Annotated in this window: 15 protein-coding genes; 8 read left to right on the forward strand and 7 right to left on the reverse strand. The window is 72.0% G+C overall.

Features of this window, described 5'->3' with window-relative positions; all coding sequences use genetic code 11:
• The 5 genes from QIS99_RS03480 to QIS99_RS03500 form a co-directional block, all read right to left on the reverse strand.
• On the reverse strand, positions 1–966 hold the full coding sequence (locus QIS99_RS03480; RefSeq protein ID WP_282510244.1) for an HpcH/HpaI aldolase/citrate lyase family protein: 966 nt from the start codon (positions 964–966) through the stop codon (positions 1–3).
• Positions 963–3,011, reverse strand: coding sequence for a protein meaA (locus QIS99_RS03485; protein WP_282510245.1), 2,049 nt, complete (start codon positions 3,009–3,011; stop codon positions 963–965). Before QIS99_RS03485 ends, QIS99_RS03480 begins: the two co-directional genes overlap by 4 nt.
• 34 nt (positions 3,012–3,045) lie before the next feature.
• The gene (ccrA, locus tag QIS99_RS03490) at positions 3,046–4,383 is read right to left on the reverse strand and encodes a crotonyl-CoA carboxylase/reductase (RefSeq protein ID WP_282510246.1); all 1,338 of its coding nucleotides are present in this window, start codon (positions 4,381–4,383) and stop codon (positions 3,046–3,048) included.
• 478 nt (positions 4,384–4,861) lie between these two features.
• Complete coding sequence (locus QIS99_RS03495) at positions 4,862–5,680, reverse strand: TetR family transcriptional regulator (protein WP_282510247.1); 819 nt, start codon at positions 5,678–5,680, stop codon at positions 4,862–4,864.
• A 91-nt stretch (positions 5,681–5,771) separates the two neighbouring features.
• Complete coding sequence (locus tag QIS99_RS03500) at positions 5,772–7,556, reverse strand: 3-hydroxyacyl-CoA dehydrogenase family protein (RefSeq protein ID WP_282510248.1); 1,785 nt, start codon at positions 7,554–7,556, stop codon at positions 5,772–5,774.
• Positions 7,557–7,947: 391 nt separating this feature from the next.
• On the opposite strand from QIS99_RS03500, the gene QIS99_RS03505 reads away from it, so the two are divergent.
• A complete protein-coding gene (locus QIS99_RS03505; protein WP_282510250.1) occupies positions 7,948–8,532 on the forward strand; it encodes a HEAT repeat domain-containing protein in 585 nt (194 codons plus the stop codon).
• Here QIS99_RS03505 and QIS99_RS03510 read toward each other — a convergent pair.
• Positions 8,498–9,142 (reverse strand): GNAT family N-acetyltransferase, encoded by a 645-nt coding sequence (locus QIS99_RS03510; RefSeq protein WP_349017266.1) that lies wholly within the window; start codon positions 9,140–9,142, stop codon positions 8,498–8,500. The two genes, QIS99_RS03505 and QIS99_RS03510, sit on opposite strands and share 35 nt — an antisense overlap.
• Before the next feature lie 14 nt (positions 9,143–9,156).
• On the reverse strand, positions 9,157–10,761 hold the full coding sequence (locus QIS99_RS03515; protein WP_282510251.1) for an alpha/beta hydrolase: 1,605 nt from the start codon (positions 10,759–10,761) through the stop codon (positions 9,157–9,159).
• 304 nt (positions 10,762–11,065) lie between these two features.
• Here QIS99_RS03515 and QIS99_RS03520 point away from each other — a divergent pair, with 304 nt between their 5' ends.
• The 7 genes from QIS99_RS03520 (at position 11,066) to QIS99_RS03550 (ending at position 21,020) form a co-directional block, all read left to right on the forward strand.
• Positions 11,066–11,677 carry a TetR/AcrR family transcriptional regulator gene (locus QIS99_RS03520; protein WP_282510252.1) on the forward strand — a complete coding sequence of 204 codons (612 nt, stop codon included), beginning with the start codon at positions 11,066–11,068 and terminating at the stop codon, positions 11,675–11,677.
• The gene (locus QIS99_RS03525; RefSeq protein ID WP_282510253.1) at positions 11,674–12,849 is read left to right on the forward strand and encodes a GDSL-type esterase/lipase family protein; all 1,176 of its coding nucleotides are present in this window, start codon (positions 11,674–11,676) and stop codon (positions 12,847–12,849) included. Before QIS99_RS03520 ends, QIS99_RS03525 begins: the two co-directional genes overlap by 4 nt.
• Before the next feature lie 169 nt (positions 12,850–13,018).
• Positions 13,019–13,462 (forward strand): SRPBCC family protein, encoded by a 444-nt coding sequence (locus tag QIS99_RS03530; RefSeq protein WP_282510255.1) that lies wholly within the window; start codon positions 13,019–13,021, stop codon positions 13,460–13,462.
• A gap of 276 nt (positions 13,463–13,738) precedes the next feature.
• Complete coding sequence (locus QIS99_RS03535) at positions 13,739–16,213, forward strand: MFS transporter (RefSeq protein ID WP_282510257.1); 2,475 nt, start codon at positions 13,739–13,741, stop codon at positions 16,211–16,213.
• A gap of 212 nt (positions 16,214–16,425) precedes the next feature.
• The gene (locus QIS99_RS03540; protein ID WP_282510259.1) at positions 16,426–18,894 is read left to right on the forward strand and encodes a SpoIIE family protein phosphatase; all 2,469 of its coding nucleotides are present in this window, start codon (positions 16,426–16,428) and stop codon (positions 18,892–18,894) included.
• Between the two features lie 210 nt (positions 18,895–19,104).
• Positions 19,105–19,623 (forward strand): hypothetical protein, encoded by a 519-nt coding sequence (locus QIS99_RS03545; RefSeq protein WP_282510261.1) that lies wholly within the window; start codon positions 19,105–19,107, stop codon positions 19,621–19,623.
• Positions 19,593–21,020: a hypothetical protein gene (locus tag QIS99_RS03550; protein ID WP_282510263.1), complete on the forward strand. Its 1,428-nt coding sequence runs from the start codon at positions 19,593–19,595 to the stop codon at positions 21,018–21,020. The genes QIS99_RS03545 and QIS99_RS03550 overlap by 31 nt, the downstream gene beginning before the upstream one ends.
• Positions 21,021–21,080: the final 60 nt, after the last annotated feature.

A 21,080-nucleotide genomic window follows, 5' to 3' on the forward strand; every position in this document is an offset into this window, starting at 1 on the left:
TTACGCCTCCGGGGCTTCGAACTTCGACGTACGGGTCATGCCGGCGGCGCGGCCCTTGCCCGAGATCACCAGGGCCATCTTGCGGCTGGCCTCGTCGATCATCTCGTCGCCGAGCATCGCGGAGCCCTTCTTGCCGCCCGCCTCGGACGTGCAGTAGTCGTACGCGTCGAGGATCAGCTCGGCGTGGTCGTAGTCCTCCTGGGACGGCGAGAAGATCTCGTTGGACGCCTCGACCTGGCCCGGGTGCAGGACCCACTTGCCGTCGAAGCCGAGGGCGGCGGCGCGGCCCGCGACCTCGCGGTAGCCGTCGATGTTGCGGATCTGCAGGTAGGGGCCGTCGATCGCCTGGAGGTTGTTGGCGCGGGCGGCCATGAGGATCTTCATCAGGATGAAGTGGTAGGCGTCCGCCGGGTAGCCGGGCGGCTGCTCGCCCACGACCAGGGACTTCATGTTGATGGATGCCATGAAGTCGGCCGGGCCGAAGATGATCGTCTCGGTGCGCGGGGAGGCCTGCGCGATCTCGTTGACGTTGTTGAGGCCCTGGGCGTTCTCGATCTGCGCCTCGATGCCGATCTTGCCGACTTCAAAGCCCATGGTCTTCTCGATCTGCGTGAGCAGCAGGTCGAGGGCGACGATCTGCTGGGCGTCCTGGACCTTCGGCAGCATGATGCAGTCGAGGTTCTGGCCGGCGCCCTCGACGACGGTGACGACGTCGCGGTAAGTCCACTCCGTGGTCCAGTCGTTGACGCGCACGACCCGCGTCTTGCCCGTCCAGTCACCCTCGTTGAGGAACTTCACGATGGTGTGCCGGGCCTCCGGCTTGGCCAGCGGGGCGCAGGCGTCCTCCAGGTCGAGGAAGACCTGGTCGGCGGGCAGGCCCTGGGCCTTCTCCAGGAAGCGGGGGTTGGAGCCGGGAACCGCGAGACACGAGCGGCGCGGGCGCAGGCGGTTGATGGGCGCGGTCATGCGGGGACCTCCAGAGGGTCGAGCTTGTTCGCTTGCCGGATCTCGTCGACGATACGGCCGATGATCTCCGTGATGCCGAAGTCCTTCGGGGTGAAGACGGCGGCGACTCCCGCCCTCTTCAGGTCATCGGCGTCGGCGTTGGGAATGATGCCTCCGACGATCACGGGGATGTCGGTGGCGCCCGCCTCGCGAAGGCGGTCGAGCACGTCCGGCACCAGCTCGGCGTGCGACCCGGAGAGGATCGACAGGCCGACGCAGTGCACGTCCTCGGCGAGCGCGGCGGACACGATCTGCTCCGGGGTGAGCCGGATGCCCTGGTAGACCACCTCGAACCCGGCGTCACGGGCCCGCACGGCGATCTGCTCGGCGCCGTTGGAGTGCCCGTCCAGGCCCGGCTTGCCCACAAGGAGGCGGAGCTTGCCGCCGAGTTCGTCGCCCGTACGACGGACCTTCTCCCGTACGAGAGCGAGCTGGGAGCCCTCCTCGGCGGGCACCGCGACCGGGGCCGACGAGACGCCGGTGGGGGCGCGGAACTCGCCGAAGACCTCGCGGAGCGCGCCCGCCCACTCGCCCGTCGTGACGCCGGCGCGGGCGCACTCCAGGGTGGCCTCCATCAGGTTCTCCGTACCGGCGGCCGCCTCCTTCAGGCGGTCGAGCGCCTGCTGGGTGGTGGGCCAGTGGAACGGGTCGCCCATGCCCTGGCGGTCGGAGGACTCCTGACGCGTGGTGCGCCAGTCGCCGATGGCCCGGACGACCCTGGCCTCGACCTCGTGGTCGACGGTCATGATGGCCGCGTCCAGGTCGGCGGTGAGCGGGTTGGGCTCGGTCGACTCGTAGCAGTTGACGCCGACGATCTTGTCCTCGCCGGCCTCGATCTTGGCCCGGCGCTCGGCGTGCGAGGAGACCAGCTGCGACTTCAGGTAGCCGGACTCGACGGCCGCCATCGCGCCGCCCATCTCCTGGATCCGGTCGATCTCGGCCAGCGACTCCGCGACCAGCGCGTCGACCTTCTTCTCGATGACGTGCGACCCGGCGAAGATGTCCTCGTACTCAAGGAGGTCCGACTCATGGGCGAGGACCTGCTGGATACGGAGCGACCACTGCTGGTCCCACGGCCGCGGGAGGCCCAACGCCTCGTTCCAGGCCGGGAGTTGGACGGCGCGGGCGCGCGCGTCCTTGGAGAGGGTCACGGCCAGCATCTCCAGGACGATGCGCTGGACGTTGTTCTCCGGCTGGGCCTCGGTCAGGCCGAGGGAGTTGACCTGCACGCCGTAGCGGAAGCGGCGCTGCTTCGCGTTCTCGATGCCGTACCGCTCACGCGTGATCTGGTCCCAGATCCGCCCGAACGCCCGCATCTTGCACATCTCCTCGATGAAGCGGACGCCCGCGTTCACAAAGAAGGAGATACGGGCCACGACGTCCCCGAACTTCTCCTCGGGGACCTGCCCCGAGTCGCGTACGGCATCGAGAACCGCGATGGCGGTGGACATCGCGTACGCGATCTCCTGGACCGGTGTGGCCCCCGCCTCCTGGAGGTGGTAGCTGCAGATGTTGATCGGGTTCCACTTGGGGATGTTCGCCACCGTGTACGTGATCATGTCGGTGGTGAGGCGCAGCGAAGGCCCCGGCGGGAAGACGTGCGTCCCCCGCGAGAGGTACTCCTTGACGATGTCGTTCTGCGTCGTCCCCTGGAGCTGCGTGATGTCCGCGCCCTGCTCCTCCGCGACGACCTGGTAGAGCGCCAGAAGCCACATGGCGGTGGCGTTGATGGTCATCGAGGTGTTCATCTGCTCCAGGGGGATGTCCTGGAACAGGCGCCGCATGTCACCGAGATGCGAGACGGGCACCCCGACCCGGCCGACCTCGCCGCGCGCGAGGATGTGGTCCGGGTCGTACCCCGTCTGGGTCGGCAGGTCGAAGGCGACCGACAGACCCGTCTGGCCCTTGGCGAGGTTGCGCCGGTACAGCTCGTTGGACGCCTCCGCCGTGGAGTGACCGGCGTACGTCCGCATGAGCCACGGCCGGTCCTTCTGACGCTCAGTCATCAGCTGCTTCTCCTCAGGGAGTTCAGACGTTCGTTCAGACGTTCCGGAAGCGGTTGATGGCGTCGACGTGCTGGGCGCGCTTCTCGTGGTCGCGCACGCCCAGGCCCTCCTCGGGCGCGAGCGCGAGAACGCCGACCTTGCCCTGGTGGAGGTTGCGGTGCACGTCGTACGCGGCCTGGCCGGTGTCCTGAAGCTTGTACGTCTTCGACAGCGTGGGGTGGATCTTGCCCTTGGCGATCAGACGGTTGGCCTCCCACGCCTCGCGGTAGTTGGCGAAGTGCGAGCCGATGATGCGCTTCAGGGACATCCACAGGTAGCGGTTGTCGTACTCGTGCATGTAGCCCGAGGTGGAGGCGCAGGTGGTGATGGTGCCGCCCTTGCGGGTGACGTAGACCGAGGCGCCGAAGGTCTCGCGGCCGGGGTGCTCGAAGACGATGTCGATGTCCTCGCCGCCGGTGAACTCGCGGATGCGCTTGCCGAAGCGCTTCCACTCCTTCGGGTCCTGGGTGCGCTCGTCCTTCCAGAACTTGTAGCCCTCGGCGCTGCGGTCGATGATCGCCTCGGCGCCCATCGCGCGGCAGATGTCCGCCTTCTGCTCGCTGGAGACGACGCAGATCGGGTTGGCGCCGCCGGCCAGGGCGAACTGGGTGGCGTACGAGCCGAGTCCGCCGCTCGCGCCCCAGATCAGGACGTTGTCGCCCTGCTTCATGCCGGCGCCGTTGCGGGAGACCAGCTGGCGGTACGCGGTGGAGTTGACCAGACCGGGGGCGGCGGCCTCCTCCCAGCTGAGGTGGTCCGGCTTCGGCATCAGCTGGTTGGACTTGACCAGGGCGATCTCGGCGAGGCCGCCGAAGTTGGTCTCGAAGCCCCAGATGCGCTGCTCGGGGTCGAGCATCGTGTCGTTGTGGCCGTCGGACGACTCCAGCTCGACGCTCAGACAGTGGGCGACGACCTCGTCACCGGGGTTCCAGGCGTTGACGCCGGGGCCGGTGCGCAGGACGACGCCCGCGAGGTCGGAGCCGATGACGTGGTACGGCAGGTCGTGGCGCTTGGTGAGCTCGCTGAGGCGGCCGTACCGCTCCAGGAAGCTGAAGGTGGAGACGGGCTCGAAGATCGAGGTCCACACGGAGTTGTAGTTGACCGAGGAGGCCATCACGGCGACCAGGGCCTCGCCCGGGCCGAGTTCGGGGACCGGCACGTCGTCCAGGTGGATCGACTTGCGCGGGTCCTTCTCGCGGGTCTCAAGACCGGCGAACATCTCCGTCTCGTCCTTGTGCACGGTGATCGCGCGGTACGAGTCGGGCAGCGGCAGGGCTGCGAAGTCGGCGGACGTGGCGGTCTGCGACTGGATCGCGTCCAGGATTTCCTTCACGGGGGGCCTCCGGCGAAAAGCGGGGTTGCGGGAACGCTTTTGAGGGGACGTCGGGGTGCTGAAGCGGTGCTGAAGCGAGTGCTGTAGCGAGTGCTGAAGCGGTACTGAGGGTGGTGCCGTCGGTTCGGCGGAGGTGGTGGTGCTCGGCGAGCGCCTGGTGGGCGCGGGAGGTGCCTGTGACGCAGGCGTCCGGGCGGGCGCGAGACCCCGTGCGGGGCTTGCTGGGACAGCCGGCGTACGGAGGATCTCTGCACGCCGGCCGCCCGGACTGAGATCAACGTATGACACGCCGTGCCAGTGCACAAGGCACTCGGTGCCAACAATTTTTCACACTTGTCAGCGGACCGGTTCATTTGAGCGATGATCGATCATCGCAGGTCAGAGGGGGTGTGAACCGCCCCACACGGCGAAGGCGCCGGGCGGACTGATCGATCAGTCCGCCCGGCGCCTTCGCGTCGCGGTGTGGTGAGGGGCGCGGTCAGCGGTCCCGCAGTGCCGTCTCGATGGTGCGCATGACCTCGTCGAGAGGAGCGTCCGTGCGGGCCACGGTGACCAGGACCTCGCCGTGCGCGGAGGCGGTCGCCGCAGGGGCCGGAAGAGCGGTGCTCTCCCGGCCCGCGCCTATGCCCGAGCCGAACGTCTTCCGCACGATCGCGAACGCGTGGTCCAGCTGCGTCTCCACGTCGCCCTGCCCGCCGGCCCGCAGCCAGCGCCGCAGCACGTGGTTGTGGGCTGTGACCACCGCGGAGGCCGCGACCTCGGCGAGCAGCGGGTCGTCGTTGCCGTCGTGGTGCGCGCTCTCGTCGAAGTGGCCGAGCAGATAGCGGGTGAACAGCCGCTCGTACCGGGCCACCGAGGCGATCTCGCGCTCCCGCAGCGTCGGCACCTCGCGCGTCAGGCGGTACCGCTCCACCGACACCGTCGGCGAGGACGCGTACATCTTCATGACTTCCTTGATGCCCCGGCACACCGTGTCGAGCGGGTGCTCGTGCGCCGGTGCGGCGTTCAGGACCGCCTCGGCGCGGATCAGGGTGTCGTCGTGGTCCGGGAAGATCGCCTCTTCCTTGGAGCGGAAGTGGCGGAAGAAGGTGCGCCGGGCGACCCCGGCCGTCGCGGCGATCTCGTCGACCGTCGTCGCCTCGTACCCCTTTGTCGCGAACAGCTCCATCGCGGCGGCCGCCAGCTCCCGGCGCATTTTCAGCCGCTGGGCGGCGGCGCGGTTGCCCGCGGGGGTCGCCGGGGTCTCCGGGGCGTCGGTGGAGGAGGGCGTACGGGGGGACTTGGCGGCCTTGGGCATGGATCGAACGTACTGCATGTCCGCAGCAGGCCGCGCCCCCGGGAGCGGGCCGCCCGGCGTACCGAGCAGCCCTCCCCAGTCGGCGTGCGCCTCAGCGCCTGGCATATTCGCGGAAGCCGCGGCCCGTCTTGCGGCCGAGGCACCCCGCGGCGACCAGGTGCTCCAGAAGCGGCGCCGGCGCCAGCCCCGGGTCGCGGAACTCGCGGTGCAGCACCTTCTCGATGGCGAGCGAGACGTCCAGACCGACGACGTCCAGGAGTTCGAACGGCCCCATCGGGTAGCCGCCGCCCAGCTTCATCGCGGTGTCGATGTCGTCGAGCGAGGCGTAGTGCTCCTCCACCATCTTGATCGCGTTGTTCAGGTACGGGAAAAGCAGCGCGTTCACGATGAAGCCCGCGCGGTCCCCGCAGTCCACCGGGTGCTTGCGGATCTTCGCGCACACCTCGCGGACCGTGGCGTGCACGTCGTCCGCGGTCAGGACCGTGCGGACCACCTCGACCAGCTTCATCGCCGGGGCCGGGTTGAAGAAGTGCATGCCGATCACGTCCTGCGGGCGCGAGGTGGCGCGGGCGCAGGCGACGACGGGCAGCGAGGAGGTGGTCGTCGCGAGCACCGCACCCGGCTTGCAGACCTTGTCCAGGGTCTGGAACAGCTGCTGCTTGACCTCCAGGTCCTCCGCGACCGCCTCCACGGCCAGGTCGACCTCCGCGAACGCGTCCAGGCTGCCCGCCGGGGTGATCAGGGCGAGCGTCGCGTCGGCCTTCTCCTGCGCCATCCGGCCCTTGGCGACCGAGCGCGAAAGCGACTTGCCGATACGGGACTTGGCAAGGTCGGCCTTCTCCTGGCTGCGCGCCGCGAGCACCACCTCGTACCCGGCCTTGGCGAACACCTCGGCGATGCCGGACGCCATGGTGCCCGAGCCCGCGACGCCCACCGAGCGGACCTCGCGGCCCTGCGCGGCCTCGCCTCCGGCGGCCGGGGTGAGCGCGTCCGGCACGACCTCGGCGCTGCCCGCTTCCGCGTACGTGTAGAAGCCGCGGCCCGACTTGCGGCCGGTCAGGCCCGCCTCGGCGAGCTGCTTCAGGATCGGCGCGGGGGCGTGCAGCCGGTCCCGGGAGTCCGCGTACATCGCGTCCAGGACGGTCCGCGCGGTGTCCACGCCGATCAGGTCGAGCAGCGCCAGCGGGCCCATCGGCAGACCGCAGCCCAGCTTCATCGCGGCGTCGATGTCCTCGCGCGAGGCATAGCGGGCCTCGTACATCGCGGCCGCCTGATTGAGGTAGCCGAACAGCAGCCCGTCCGCGACGAAGCCGGGGCGGTCGCCCACCGAGACCGGCTCCTTGCCCAGGTCCACCGCGAGCGAGGTGACCGCCTCGACGGCCTGCGGCGCGGTCAGCACCGAGGAGACCACCTCGACCAGCTTCATCGCCGGCGCCGGGTTGAAGAAGTGCAGGCCGATCACGCGCTCGGGCCTGGCCGAGTCGGCGGCGAGGCGGGTCACGGACAGGGCGTTGGTGCCGGTGGCTAGGACGGTCTCGGGGCGGACGATCGCGTCGAGCTCACGGAAGACCTGGCTCTTGATCTCGTACGACTCCGGCACCACCTCGATCACCAGGTCGGCCTCGGCCGCGGCCTGCAGGTCGGTGAATGTGCGGAAGCGGGAGAGCGCGCCCTGCCGCTCCTGCTCGGTGAGGCGCTCGCGGCCGACGGCCCGGGCGGTCGAGGCTTCGAGGGCGCCGACGGCCTGCGCCGCGGCCACCTCGCTGATGTCGATGCCGATGACCTCGCGGCCCGCACGGGCAAGGACCTCGGCGATCCCGGTGCCCATGGTGCCGAGGCCGACGACGGCGACGGTGTGCAGGGGGGTACGGTCCATCGCGGACTCCAGAGGGTGAGAGTGACGACTGAGAGGGCGCACGGCGCTCACGGCCCCGCCGGAAGAGAGATCTCCGTCGCTGGGGCGAACTGCTGCGCGGCGTGCGGGAGTTGGTGTCGTGGTCCGGGCCGCCGCGCGCGAGGCGGCGGATCCGGTGAGGTGAAGCTGAGGTGAGGCGACGGGCCCTGTCCCCGGGCCGCGCCGTGAAACTCGTGCTGTACCGAGCCGAACCGACTGTCGCTCGGCGGCTGCGTCACCAGGCCGCCGAGAGGTGCGGGTGTCACCCGCTCGTATGAGCTTAACCAGTGGGTAACGAGCGCGCCAGTCCTGGGGCACTGTGACGTGCATCGCCCCCTCCTGGTGCGGCCCGACGATCGCTACGCTGAGCTGCATGGACGACGAGTTGCGAGCGGTCACGGAACGTTTACGGAAAGAGGCCGTGGACGCGTCGGCCTCGGCCCGCTTCGAGCGGCTGCGGTCGACGGACGATCCCGACGAGCTGGCGGATGTGCTGACCGCGCCCGGGCAGCAGCTGTGGGCGAGGGAACTGGCCGCGTTCCGGCTCGGCTGCGCGGGGGAGCGGCGGGCCTTCGAGTCCCTTGTCCTGCTGCTCAACCACCGCGACCCGGAGCGCTGCGCGAGTGCGGCGCTGGCGCTGGGCCGCCTGGGGGATCCGCGTACGGCCCGGGCCGCGGCCGCGCTCGCCACGAACGAACTCCGCGTCGCCTATGCGCTGCACCCGGTCCGGCTGCTGACGGCGCTGCGCGCGCCCGAGTCGGCGCCGGCGCTGATCACGGCCCTCAAGCGGCGTCTCGCCTCGCCGCATGATCCGTACTGGCGGATCGCGCTCGCGTGTGTGGAGGGTTTGGGGGCGCTGGCGGACAAGCGGGCGGTGCCGGTGCTGGATGCGGCGCGGGTCCATCCGCGGCTTGCTGCGGCGGCTACCGCGGCGTTGGCCCGGATCGGGGAGCCGTAGTTGTTCCCTCGCCGGAGGGGCCCAATTTGAGCCATCGGCACAGTCGGGAAGGCGCGGGGCGGGAAGGGGCGCGGAGCCAAAGAGTCAGGCGCACCTCCGGTACCGGTGCGCCGTGCACCTCGAAGACCTCCTCCGCCCCGTCCGCCTCGAAGCCCGCGCGCGCGTAGAAGCGGCGGGCGCGGGCGTTGTCCCGCAGGACCCAGAGGCGGACGCACGGCGCCCCCGCGGACGCGCAGCGGGCGAGGACCGCGTCCATGAGGGCCCGCCCCGCGCCCGTGCCGATGTGCTCGGGGTGGACGTACAGCGCGTACAACTCCGTGTCCGTGGGCGGCAGATCGCTGTCGCGGTACGGACCGAAGCTCGCCCAGCCGACGGGCCGGCCCGCGCGCTCGGCGACGAGGCCCACCACCGCCGGATCGCCGCGCGCATGCCGCTCGCGGCAGCGTTCGGTGTCCTCGGCGACGTCCATGGCGTCCAGATACGACCGCGGGATCAGCCCCGCGTACGCGAACTGCCAGCCGCGGACGCGTATATCGGCCACGGCGGGACAGTCCGCGGAGGTCATCTGCCGTACGGATACGGGTGCGGAGGCAGGTACCGGTACGTCCATGCAGGCACCCTAGGTCAGCGGTGCCGCCCGAGGAGGCCGTGCAGGGTCAGGCCCTTGCGGGAGTCCGAAGTCCGCTTCTCGGGGGTCGGCTTGGGCTCGGGCAGGGCCTCGCAGGTGGCGTCGGCCGGGGTGTGGCCGCGGCCGCGCGGGACCTTTCCGGTGGCGAGGTAGTCCGCCAAGTACCGGTCCAGGCAGGCGTTTCCGCTGAGCGTGACGCCGTGGTTGCCGCCGCCCACCTCCACGACCAGGCTCGACCGGCGCAGCTTGCGGTGGAGGGTGACGGCGCCTTCGTACGGGGTGGCCGCGTCGTCGGTGGCCTGGAACAGGAGGACCGGGGGCAGTTGGGCGTTGGTGACGTCCGGCGGGGTGAGGTGGGCGGTCGGCCAGAACGCGCACGGGGCGTTGTACCAGGCGTTGTTCCAGCTCATGAACGGCGCCTTGGCGTGCGACCGCCAGTTGTCCGCGCGCCAGGTGTTCCAGCTGCGCGGCCAGGGCGCGTCCCGGCACTCCACGGCCGCGTACACGGCGTACCCGTTGTCGCCCGCCGCGTCGACCGCGCCGAGCGACTCGTACGCCTCTACCAGCGGGCCGGTCTCGTTCTCGTTCACGTACGCCGCGAACGCCTCGGCGAGCTGCGGCCAGTAGCCGTTGAAGTAGCCGCCGGGGATGAAGGTGTCCTCCAGTTCGCCCGCGCCCACCTTGCCGTCGGCCGGCCGCTCGGCGAGGGCTTCGCGCATCGCGTACCACTTGCCCTCGACCAGGGACGGGTCCGTGCCGAGCCCGTACGTCTTGTCGTGCCGGGCGACCCAGGCGGCGAAGGCCTTGTGGCGGTCGTCGAAGGCGAGGTTCTGGTCGAGGTTGTCGCGGTACCAGACACCCGTCGGGTCGACCACCGAGTCCAGGACGGCGCGGCGCACACGCTTCGGGTGCAGCTTGGCGTAGACCGCGCCGAGGTAAGTGCCGTACGAGTAGCCGAAGTAGTTGATGCGCCGGGCGCCGAGGGCCTGGCGGATCAGGTCCATGTCGCGGGCGGCGCTCACCGTGTCGAGGTGCTGGAGCAGCGGCCCGTACTTCGTCTCGCAGGCCTTCGCGAAGGCGCGGACGCGGTCGAGGTTGGCCTGCTCGACGCCCTTGCCGACGGGCACCGGGTCGGGGCGTACCGGGTCGAAGTGGCCGGGGCGGCAGTCGACGGCCGGGCGGGAGGCGCCGACGCCGCGCGGGTCGAAGCCGATCACGTCGTACTGCGCGGCGACCTTGCGGGGCAGGGCGCCGGCGACGAATCCGGCGAGGGCGCGGCCGCTGCCGCCCGGGCCGCCGGGGTTGACGAGGAGCGGGCCCTGGTGGTGGGCGCGGTCGGTGCCGCGGACGCGGGACAGGGCGAGGGTGATCTTCCTGCCGTCCGGCCGGTCGTGGTCGAGGGGGACGCGCAGGGAGGCGCACTGCAGCGCCGGGTACTTCTTGGTGGCGCAGTCGGTCCACTTGAGCGCGGGGCGGGCTTGGGGGGCGGGCGCCCGGCGGGTGTCGGCGGTGCCCGAGGTGCCCGCGGCGGACGGTCCTGCCGAGAGCAGTCCGGCGGCTGCGGCGACGGCGCCGAGCAGCGCGACGGTACGAGTTTTCATCCGGTCTCCCGAGGCGGAGGAGTTCGGACTGTGTATGCCACAGCCCGCTGCCGCATGTTCTCGGAAGCACCGTCAGAAAGCGTGCTTTGTAAGGGAGGTTGACCCGAAGGGCGTCAGAGGAGGGTGAGCTGGGTGGGTGTCCGCGCGGAGGGGTGATTGGTTTTGGCATTTGCCTAAAGGTGTTAGGCAGATGCACTATGGCTCTAGGCAATGGCTGGATTCAGCTGGAGCCTTGCGTCCGACAGCTGCTTGCTGACGGCTGACACCTCGCATCCGACACCCGGCATCTGCACCTGGAGGAACCGTGGCCGTACGACCCGGGCTGAGCGTGGAGCGCCTGGTCCGCGCCGGGGCCGAGCTCGCCGACGAGGTCGGCTTCGCGCACGTCACCGTCTCCGAGCTCGCCCGGCGGTTCGATGTGAAGGTCGCGAGCCTCTACTCGCACGTCAGGAACTCGCACGACCTCAAGACGCGCATCGCGCTGCTCGCCCTCGCCGAGCTCGCCGACCGGGCCGCCGACGCGGTCGCCGGGCGCGCCGGCCGGGACGCCCTGACCGCGTTCGCCGACGCCTATCGCACGTACGCAGTCGAGCACCCCGGCCGGTACGACGCCGCCCGTTTCCCCCTCGACCCGGAGACCGCCGCCGCGAGCGCCGGGCCCCGGCACGCCCGGATGAGCCGCGCCGTACTGCGCGGCTACGGCCTGACGGAACCGGCCGAGACCCACGCCGTACGACTCCTCGGCAGCGTCTTCCACGGCTTCGTGAGCCTGGAGACGGCGGGCGGATTCAGCCACAGCGCGCCGCCCGCCGAGGAGACGTGGACCTGGATCCTCGACGCCCTCGACGCGCTCCTGGCCGCCCAGCCCTCGCCCACCCGCCCTGACACCACGACGACCGAGGCAGACACCGCATGACCGCCACCGACCCCCTGACCGGCACCCCCATCACCGCCGACCTCGTGCGCGGCGCCCTGGAGCTGGAGCCCACGGCGCACGGGCTGCTGCCGCACCGGCTGCCCGCGCGCGCCCGGCGCCAGATCTCCGAGGGCCAGACCGCCATGGCCGAGGCCCAGCCCTCCGGCGTACGCCTCGCGTTCCGCACCGCGGCCACCGCGGTCGAGCTGGACACGCTGCCCACCAAGCGCGCCTACCGCGGCGTGCCGGGACCGGCCCCGGCCGACGGCGTGTACGACCTGCTCGTCGACGGCCGCCTCGCCGCCCAGACCACCGTGCCCGGCGGGAACGTCCTGGCCATCGACATGGCCACGCAGTCCTTCGAGCTCGCCGAGGGCACACCCGGCACCGCCCGCTTCACCGAACTCCCCGCGGGCGAGAAGGACGTCGAGATCTGGCTGCCGCACACCGAACGCACCGAGCTGGTCGCCCTGCGCGCCGACGCGCCCCTCGCGCCGCTGCCCGACCGGGGCCGCAAGGTGTGGCTGCACCACGGCAGCTCCATCAGCCACGGCTCCAACGCCACGCATCCGACCGGGACCTGGCCCGCCCTCGCCGCGGCGGACGCGGGCGTCGAGCTGGTCAACCTGGGCCTCGGCGGCTCCGCGCTGCTCGACCCGTACACCGCGCGGGCGCTGCGGGACACCCCCGCCGACCTGATCAGCGTCAAGATCGGCATCAACATCGTCAACGCCGACGCGATGCGGCTGCGTGCCTTCGGGCCGGCCGTGCACGGGTTCCTCGACACGATCCGCGAGGGGCACCCCACGACGCCGCTCCTTGTCGTCTCCCCCGTGCTCTGCCCCGTCCAGGAGGACACCCCGGGCCCGCTCGCTCCGGACTTCGCCGACGGGACGGTGCGGTTCAAGGCCACCGGCGACCCGGCCGAGGTCGCGGCGGGCCGTCTCACCCTGAACGTCGTACGCGCGGAACTCGCCCGGATCGTGGCGCAGCGCGCGGCGGACGACCCGTGGCTGTCCTACCTCGACGGCCGCGAGCTGTACGGCGAGGCCGACCACGCCGAACTTCCGCTCCCGGACGCGGTCCACCCGGGGCCGGAGGGGCACGCGCGGATCGCCTCGCGGTTCGCGGAGGCGGCGTTCGGGGCGGGAGGGGCGTTCGCGGGGGCGTGAGTGGTGCGCCCCTGCGGGGGCGCGGGGAGCTGCGCGAGCCGCCATCACGGCGCGAAAGCCGAACGGCAGCCCTTGCCGCGGAGCCGGGGTTCGAGGGGCCCCGGCAACGCGTCACAATGGAGTACGCAGCACCCCGTACCCCCGAAAGCAACGCAGTGGAGGAAGTGCCATGGCACAGGTCGAAGCCGTGACCGAGCGGATCATCGCGGCGGACCCGGACGACGTCTTCGACGCGCTCGCCGACTACAAGGACACGCGTCCGAAGGTGCTGCCCGAGCAGTTCAGCGAGTACGAGGTCCGCGAGGGCGGCGACGGCGAGGGCAGCCTCGTCCACTTCAAGCTCCAGGCCACCAGCAAGCGCGTCCGCGACTGCCTCCTGGAGGTCAGCGAGCCGACCGACGGCCAGCTCGTCGAGAAGGACCGCAACTCCTCGATGGTCACCACCTGGACCGTCACCCCCGCCGGCGAGGGCAGGGCCAAGGTCGTCGTGTCGAGCGTGTGGAACGGCGCCGGCGGCATCGGCGGCTTCTTCGAGAAGACCTTCGCCCCCAAGGGCCTCGGGCGGATCTACGACGCCCTGCTCGCGAGGCTCGCCGCCGAAGTCGAGAAGTGAGCCCCGCGGCGGCCCGGCCGGAAGTCCCGGCCGGGCCGCCGCCGCCCACCCCTCGTTCGGGTGGTTTCCCGTGCGCTCCGGGCGCACTCCCCGCGCACGCCCCCGTACCCGTGCCGCGCGTCAAACCCCGAGGTCCGATGGCTGCGCCCACGGCCCAACCCCCTTGCGGGAAGCGGCCGTAGCCCCGTCGCCCGCACGTTCTACCCAGTTGCCCGCAGTTGTCGCGTAATGCGAGAAATGGGCGGCGCGACCGGGCGCGGATGAGGGGAGCGGTACGTGCGTGGGACGACTCTGGTGCAGGACGAGCAGGCCCCCGAGGCCGCACCGGCAGCCGAGCAGCCCCCGCCGCCCGCCGCCCCCGGAGACGGTCAGGCCCCCGACGCCCCGCCGGAGTTGAGCCCGCGCCGGACCAGGCTCGTCTTCGCCGGGCTGATGCTCGCCCTGCTCCTCGCCGCCCTGGAGCAGATGATCGTCGCCACCGCGCTGCCGAAGATCGTCGGCGAGCTGCACGGCCTCGACAAGATGTCCTGGGCGATCACCGCGTACCTCCTGACCGCCACCGTCGGACTGCCGGTCTACGGCAAGCTCGGCGACCTTCTCGGCCGCAAGAGCGTCTTCCAGTTCTCGATCGTCGTCTTCATCATCGGCTCCGCGCTGGCGGGCTGGTCGCGGACCATGGACGAGCTGATCGCCTTCCGCGCGATCCAGGGCGTCGGCGCCGGCGGCCTCATGATCGGCGTGCAGGCGATCATCGCGGACATCGTCCCGCCCCGCCAACGCGGCCGCTACATGGGCGTGATCGGCGCCGCGTACGGACTCGCCTCCGTCGCCGGACCGCTGCTCGGCGGCTTCTTCACGGACCACGCGAGCTGGCGCTGGTGCTTCTACATCAACGTGCCGTTCGGGCTGCTCACCCTCGCCGTGATCGCCGTCGTGCTCAAGCTGCCCAAGCCCGTCGTCAGGCCCCGGTTCGATGTGCTGGGCGCCCTGCTGCTCGCGTCCGCCTCAACGTGCCTGGTGCTGCTGACCAGTTGGGGCGGTACGGAGTACGCGTGGGGCGACCGCGTGATCATCGGGCTCGGGGCCGGTGCCGTGCTGTCGACCGCGCTGTTCCTCGTCGTCGAGCGGTTCGCGGTCGAACCGATCATCCCGCTGCGCCTTTTCCGCGATCCGACGTTCAACATCACCGGGCTCGTCGGGGCGGTCGTCGGCGTCGGCATGTTCGGCGCCGCCAGCTATCTGCCGACCTTCCTGCAGATGGTCGACGGGGCCACCGCCACCGAGTCCGGGCTGCTGATGCTGCCGATGATGTTCGGCATCGTCGCCGCGTCCATCGTCTCCGGCCAACTCATCAGCCACACCGGCCACTACCGCGTCTACCCGATCATCGGCGGCGCCGCCTCCGCCGTAGGCATGTGGCTCCTCTCCCGGCTCGAAGCCGACACCTCGCGGCTCGACTACAGCATCTGGATGGGCGTGCTCGGCGTCGGCATCGGCCTGGTCATGCCCGTACTCATCCTCGCCGTGCAGAACGCCGTACCGCCCGCCGACCTCGGCACCGCCACCAGCGCCAACAACTACTTCCGGCAGATCGGCGGCAGCGTCGGCGCCGCCGTCTTCGGCACCCTCTTCGCCGACCGGCTCGCCCACGCGCTGTCCGAGCGGCTGCCCGCGGGCGCCGGTCTGCCCGACCCCGAGTCGATCACGCCGCAACTCGTCCACCGGCTCCCCGAGCAGCTGCGCGAGGGCTACATCCAGGCGTACGCGGACGCCATGCCGCGGATCTTCCTGTACCTCGTGCCGGTGCTCGTCCTCGGCCTCGTCATCGCCCTGTTCCTCAAGGAGACACCTCTGTTGTCCGCCAACGCCGCCTCCCACGACATCCCGCCCGTTTCCGAGCACACGGCCACCGCGCACACGGCCACCGCCACCACCGCCACCACCGCCACCCCCGGCGCCACCGTCCCCGCCGCCCGCAGCGCCGCGCACACCGCGGGCGTGCCCGTCTGCGGCAGCGTCCAGCACTCCGACGGCACCAGCGTGCCCCGCGCCGCGCTCACCCTCATCGACGTCAGCGGGCAGCAGATCGGCCGGGGCGCGAGCGGCGACGACGGGCGGTACGCACTGTCCACGCCCGGAGCCGGGTCGTACGTCCTGATCGCCGCGGCCGGCGGGCACCAGCCGCAGGCCGTCTCCGTGACCGTCGGGGAGCGTCCCGTGGAGCTGGACGTCGTGCTCGGCGGCGCCGGACGCCTGGCCGGAGCCGTCGTCACCGCCGACGGCAGCCCCGTACGGGACGCCGCGGTGACCCTGACCGACGTGCGCGGCGAGGTGGTCGCGAGCGCCCGCAGCGGACGCGAAGGGGGCTACGTCATCAGCGAGTTGGTGGCCGGCGAGTACACCCTCGCCGCCAGCGCCCCCGCCTTCCGGCCGGCCGCCGTCCCGGTCAGCGTGCAGGCCGCGCGCGAGACCCGGCAGGACATCGAGCTCGCGGGCGGAGCCGTCCTGCGCGGCACCGTACGGGCCACCGGAGGACGCGCCGTCGAGGACGCCCGCGTCACCCTCCTCGACGCCGCGGGCAACGTCGTCGACACCCTCACCACCGGGGCCGACGGCACGTTCCGCTTCGTCGACCTGTCGTCCGGCGAGTACACCGTGATCGCCGCGGGCTACCCGCCGGTCGCCACCGTCCTTCAGGTCGCGGGCGGCGGGCGCACCGAACGGGACCTGCAACTCGGTCACGAGGACTGACGATCGATCCCCCGCGCCGCCTGTCGCCGTCCGTGCGCCGCACGTCGTGGCCGGTGAGCGCCGGCGTCGCGTAAGAGGGGGCGCACAGGGGGCGCGCAGCCTGCGCATCCTTCCGGTGCAATTTCCGAAGATGCCGCACACGGCAGGGCGCAGCCCCCGTACCGTGGTGGTGGCGCAGATCTTCATCCGCGCCACGGGAAGGAGCCCAGACCATGGAGCGTGGCACTCCGGATGGGCCGGCGACGCAGTCAGCCGTCGCCGGCCGTATTCCGCTGGCCGTGGTGGTCGTGGACGGAGCGGGTCTCGTCTCGCACTGGAGCAGCGGCGCGCGCCGCCTGTTCGGGTACGCCAAGGACGAGGCGGTGGGCCGTCGCGCCGTCGACCTGCTGCCCGTCTCCGGCGCCCTGCCCGAGGAAGCGACGACGCCCATCGAACTGCCCGACGGACACGAGGAGTTGGGCCCCGACCTGGAGGCGTCACTCGGCGGGCACACGTCGTACCCGGCGGCGGGGCGCGCCCGCCTCTCCGAGCCCGGCCGGGACCGCGTGGACGTCCTGTGGTGGGCGTACCCGCTGGTGGGACCCGGGCCCGAGCGGCTGCTCGTCCTGGCCGCCGACGCCGACCGGCTGCGCCGCGAGGACCCTGAGGACCCTGAGGACCCTGAGGACCCCGAGGAGGTCGCCACCGAGCGCATCGCCCCCGGCTTCGGCCTGCACACCGAGTTCCCCGGATACGAGGAGCTGGCGCGCCGGCTGCCCGAGATCCTGCCCAGCATGAGTGTGGCCGAGGGGTCCCGGATCGTCTCGCAAGTGCTCGAACTGGGCTATCCCGTCCTGGAGTTCAGCCAGCACGACCGCGTCCCGGTCACGCCCGACTGGGGCGTCCCCCGGCGCGCGGGGCGCAAGGCGCGCCGCGAGCGGGTGGCGCGCGCCGTGGCCGCGGGGCAGCCCGAGCCGCAGGAGCCGGCGGACGAGGCGGAGGACCTTGAACACCTCGCGGTGCGCGAGCGCCTGGAGTTCCTCAACGAGGTCAGCGGCAGGATCGGCACCTCGCTCGACCTGACCCGCACCATCCACGAGGTCAGCCAGGCGATCGTGCCCCGCTTCGCCAACGTGGCCTGCACCTATCTGCGCGAACAGGTCGTCGCGGGCGAGGGGTTCGCCGAAGGCGTGCCCGACTCCACCACCATGTGGCACCGCGTCGCCCTGGAGCACACCGACGAGCCGGGCCGCTGGGACGACGTCGTGCCGGTCGGCGAGGCCATGCCGTTCCCGGCGGACACGCCGTTCTTCCAGTGCATGACGACCGGCGAGCCCGTCCTCATCCCGCACATCAGCGAGGAGATGGGCCACGCCATCGCCTCCGAGCTGGACAAGCGGGACATCCGGCCGTTCATCGTCGACCGCTCCATGCTGATCGTGCCCCTCAAGGCGCGCAACGTCGTCCTCGGCTTCAGCGTCCTGCTCCGCCACCCGGACCGCATCGTCTTCAACGACATGGACCGCGTCACGGCCGCCGAACTCGCCGCCCGTGCGGCCCTGGTGCTCGACAACGCCCGCATGTACACGTACCAGGAGAACGTCGCGGAGACGCTCCAGGAGAGCATGCTGCCGCACATCGCGCCGCGCATGTCCGGCTGCGACATCGCCACCCGCTACCTCCCGGGCACCCTCCTCGGCCGGGTCGGCGGCGACTGGTTCGACTCCGTGAAGCTGCCCGGCTCCCGCACCGCCCTCGTCGTCGGGGACGTGATGGGTCACGGCCTCAACTCGGCCGCGATGATGGGCCAGTTGCGTACGGCCGTACAGACCATGGCCGCCCTCGACCTGCCGCCCGCCCAGCTCCTTCGCAACCTCGACGACCTCGCGCAGCGGCTCGGCGATCAGTACCTCGCCACCTGCCTTTACGCGGTCTACGACCCCATCGCGGGCGAGCTGCACCTCGCCAACGCCGGACACATCCCGCCCGTGATCGTCCGCGCCGAGGACGGCCGCAGCGACCTCCTTGACCTGCCCACCGGCGCCCCGATCGGCGTCGGCGGCGTGCCCTTCGAGGCGGTACGCGTCCCCGTCGCGCCCGGCGACCGCCTCGTGATGTGCACCGACGGCCTGGTCGAGGTGCGCGGCGAGGACATCGCCGTCGGCCTCGCCACGCTCTGCGCATCGGCCGCCCACCCCGCCGCGTCCATGGACGACGCCTGCGACACCATCATCCGCGCCCTGGCAGCGACGTTTTCGGAGGCGGGGCGCGGCGGCCGCAAGGACGATGTCGCGCTCCTGATGGCCCGGCTCAACGGCATCGTCACCGAGGACGTGGCGCACTGGCAGCTGGACGCCCACCCGCGCGAGGCCGCCCGCGCCCGCCGCCTGGTCCGCGCCCAGCTGCGCCGCTGGCAGCTCGAACCGCTCGTGGAGATTGCCGAGTTGCTGACCGGCGAGGTCGTCGCCAACGCCGTACGGCACGCGCACGGCGACCGGATCGCGCTCCGCCTGGTCCGCAGCGACGTGCTCCAGTGCGAGGTCGAGGACGCCGAGCACACGCTGCCCACGCTCCTCAGCGCCGGGCCCGACGACGAGTCCGGGCGCGGCGTCGCCGTCGTCAGCGCACTCGCCAGGGAGTGGGGCGCGGCGCGCACCGGCCAGGGCAAGTCGGTGTGGTTCGAGCTGTCGCTGCCGCGGTAGGTGCCCCGACAGGGGCGCGGCGCTGTGACACTTGCGGCTCCGCCGCGGGGCGCGGCCGGCCACGATGGCGCGGCGGACGAGCAACCGCCCCCGCACCTCTCAAGTACCGCTGTGACCAGCACCTTTGGGCTGCCCGAGGTCGATTGTCAGTGGTCGCAAGTATGTTCCTTGGTGTCCCCGCCGAACCGGTGTGGGACAGGTCCATGGTGCATGGGAGATGGTGCGTTGTCCGGGTGGGAGAGGTCGAGCACGGCACGGGTCATTGCGCCCGCCAGGCCGAGGAAGCTCGCCAAGGTTCCGTTCGTCGAACTCGCCGACGGACGCTTGCAGGGGGTGGTCTCCAGCGGCTCGGACATCGGCCGGGTGTACGTCTCGTCGGTCACCGCGGGGGAGTTCGCGTACGCCTGCAGCACGAACAACAACCGGCCGTGCGGCGGCGCCCGCGGGTCGTACTGCAACCACATCGCGGCGATGGTCAAGGAAGCGGTGCTGCAGTACGGCGCCGAGCGCGTCGCCCGCTATCTGAAGTGCGACCTCGCCGACGCCGAGCCGGACGCGGCGAGCCTCACGCGCGCCATGCTCGCCACGCGTCCCCCGGCCGGTGACAGCAAGGCCGCGGCGACGGTCTTCAGCCGCTTCCTGCGGCACCTCGCCTACCTGGAGTTCGACCCGGCCACGGCGCCGCTGCCGGAGATGCAGTGGTTCCCGCCGACGAGGGCGGTGGCCTGATGCGCACGGATCTGCTGACCGAGCCCGTCGACGGGCTCGACGAGGCCCTGGCCGCCGTGGACGCGTTCGACGGCGCACTCGCCTCCGGGCTCCTGAGGCCCCAACCCGACCGGGCAGCCGGGCTGTTGGGGCTCGCCGACGCCGTCGCGGGCACACCGCTCGCCGCGAAGGCCGCCGAAGCCGCCGAGAAGGCCGTGGCGGGCGCCGCGGGCGAGGACCACTTCGTCGCGCTCGCCGCCGCCCGCACCGCCCTGCTCGGCGCCGTGCACGATGCGCTCGGCGCCCGCGCCGAGGAGGCCACCGGCCGTCCGCGCGGCGAGCGGAGCACGCAGGGCGACGGCCCGCGCGAGGCCGCCCAGGAGGTCAACGTCCTGGTGGCCGCCCGGTCCTGGCTGTCCGACCTGGCCCGCTGCGGCTGGCAGGGCATGGATCACGAGGTGGTCGCCGGGGCCGCCCCTGTCGTCTCGGCCCTGCTGCCCGAGCCCGGACTGCGCCGCCTCGCCGCCCTCCTCGACGGCTTCGCCGCCGAACTCGCCGCGTCCTGCCCCGGCGCCTCCCTGCAGCAGGTGCCGGAGCGCCGCTGGGCCGACCTGTGGGCGCGCGCCATGCTGCTCACGGTGCCCGGCGCGGCCGAGATGCCGGAGACGGCCACGGTCAGCGGCCGGCTGCTGCCGCTCGGGGTGGACGTACACGAGCACCCCACCGCCGTGCAGGCCCAGATCCACGCCGTGTTGGAGCCCGCCGACGGCTCCGCCGCCCGGCTCGTACGGGCCAGTGTGTCGGCGCCCAAGCCGGACACGGTCGTCGGCGCGGGTCTGTGGCAGCTGCTGCGGCCGCACCTGTCGCTGCTCGAAGCCCTCGGTGAGGGGCGCGCGATGGAGCTCACGGACATGCCGGTCACCGCCGAGGGCGACCTGCTGTGGAGCGACGGCCACGCCCGGCAGGGCGAGCCCGCCGACCCCTTCGCCACCGCCCGCGTCGCCCTCCCCACGGCCACGGAGGCACCCACGGCACCGCTCGACCGGCACCCGGCACGGCTCGCCGTCCCCGTGTTCGTCGAGGGGTACGCGGCCCAACTGGACGAGGGCGGGCTGACGTTGACCCTCGCCGGTCAGGCTCTGCATGTCGACGCGGACCGCATCCCCACCGCGTCGCCGCTCACCCCGGAGGCCGTCGCCAAGTCCGGCGCCTGCATCGGGCTGCTGCGCTGGGACGCGGGCCGGTTCACACTGCAGCCGCTGGCCGTGGAGTCGACGGTACGGAAGAAGACGGTCGCGCTGCACGCCGGGGCGTGGGCCGGGGGCACCACGGACAAGGCCGGCGTGAAGGGCGAGAAGGCTGCGACGGACGCGGTGAAGGTGCTGCGGGAGCGCGCGGGAAGGCTGCTGCGGAAATGACCGAGCGGATTACTTCCCCCACTCCTCCGACCGCACCCGAGTCCGACGGCCGGACGACGC

It is taken from the genome of Streptomyces solicavernae (assembly GCF_029968095.1).
In the GTDB taxonomy this organism is placed as follows: domain Bacteria; phylum Actinomycetota; class Actinomycetes; order Streptomycetales; family Streptomycetaceae; genus Streptomyces; species Streptomyces solicavernae.